Annotated in this window: 1 protein-coding gene; it reads right to left on the bottom strand. The window is 63.4% G+C overall.

Annotation, left to right across the window (positions count from 1 at the left end; translation table 11 throughout):
• Positions 1-136: 136 nt before the first annotated feature.
• Entirely contained in the window at positions 137-1,216 is a 1,080-nt protein-coding gene (locus IP69_RS21225; protein ID WP_054144823.1) for an IS5/IS1182 family transposase, read from the bottom strand.
• Between the last annotated feature and the right edge of the window lie 75 nt (positions 1,217-1,291).

Below are 1,291 nucleotides of genomic sequence, written 5' to 3'. Positions count from 1 at the left end.
TGGACAGTTCGAAGAACGTCATTTTCCGTGGGGGCTTGGCATTCCCGGCGTAGCACAGAGGTCTGTGGCCGGAGGTCGGCTCGGCGTTGAAGCGTGCAGTGCGCGTGTCGCGGGCGTCGGTTGGCGCTGACGTCGGTTATGCCACTGCTGTTCTGTTGAGCCAGACGAGCCGGCGGATGTTGTAGGCGAGATTGGCGATGCCGATTTTGGTTTTGGCCCTGGCAATACCGATGGTTCGCACGAAGAGACCCATTCTCGCCTTCTGCTGCGCGAAGACATGCTCGACGCGAGAGCGGACCTTCGACTTCGCGTTGTTGGCGCGCCGCGTCGCCTCCGGCATGGGTCTGCCCTTGGGCTTCTTGCGATGGATCTTGCTGACGAAGCCGTGCTTTTCGAGGAAGTCCTCGTTGGCTGCGGAGCGATAGGCGCTATCGGCCCAGACAGCCTTGGACGTGTTGGTGGGATCGAGCAGGCCCTCGCGCAGCCGCGCACCCTCATAGGCGGCCGCATCCGTCACCAGCCAGCGACGGATCAGGCCATGCTCGCGGTCGATTGCGATATGGTTTTGATAGCCGAAGGCGGGAACGGCGATGTCGACCGGCGGCATTGTGCCGTCCGCCTGCGGCCTGGCCTTGGTGAACTTGACTGTCCAGCGCGCGTCACGGTCCTTCTGCCTGAGCCTGGCTGGACGTTCCGTCCAGGCCTGGGGAATGCGCCCAGCCTTGATCTCGTCCTTCTCCTCTTTGGTGTTGCGCTGCCTTGGTGCCGCAACCAGGCTGGAATCAACAATCTGTCCGGCCATGGCGATGTAGCCGGCCTCGCGCAGCATCGTCTCGAAGCGGGCAAAAAGCGGCTCGATCGCACCCGCCTTCGTCAGGCGCTCCCGGAACAGCCAGATCGTCCGCGCGTCCGGGACACGATCGGACAGGCCAAGTCCGAGGAACCTCATGAAGGAGAGCCGGTCGCTGATCAGGAACTCGGCCCGCTCGTCCGATAAGCCGTTGGCGGCCTGGATGACCAGGATCTTCAGCATCAACACCGGATCATAGGGCGGGCGGCCGCCCTTGGCGCCGGTCGCATACGCCAGCGCCTTCTCCAACTCCGACCGAAAGGCTTCAAAATCGACGGCCTGGGCGTAGGCCTCAAGCTGATCGCCAAGTTCGCTCAGCCGCTTCAGCCGCTCGTCGACATCGAAAAAGCCCGGCATCCCCGCCATCGCGCTCTCCCCCTGCTTCGAGCAGCCAGAGAATCACGAAACCCCGATGGATGCGAGGTTCTTCGAACCGTCCAG

Origin of the sequence: Allobosea sp. AAP35 (assembly GCF_001295925.1) — a bacterium.
GTDB lineage: Bacteria > Pseudomonadota > Alphaproteobacteria > Rhizobiales > Beijerinckiaceae > Allobosea.
This window is presented reverse-complemented; position numbering and strand designations above follow the sequence as displayed.

What these genes read in the sequence shown, in the direction of transcription:
- IP69_RS21225 (WP_054144823.1), bottom strand. Translation starts at nt 1,216, where the DNA reads ATGGCGGGGATGCCGGGCTTTTTCGATGTCGACGAGCGGCTGAAGCGG.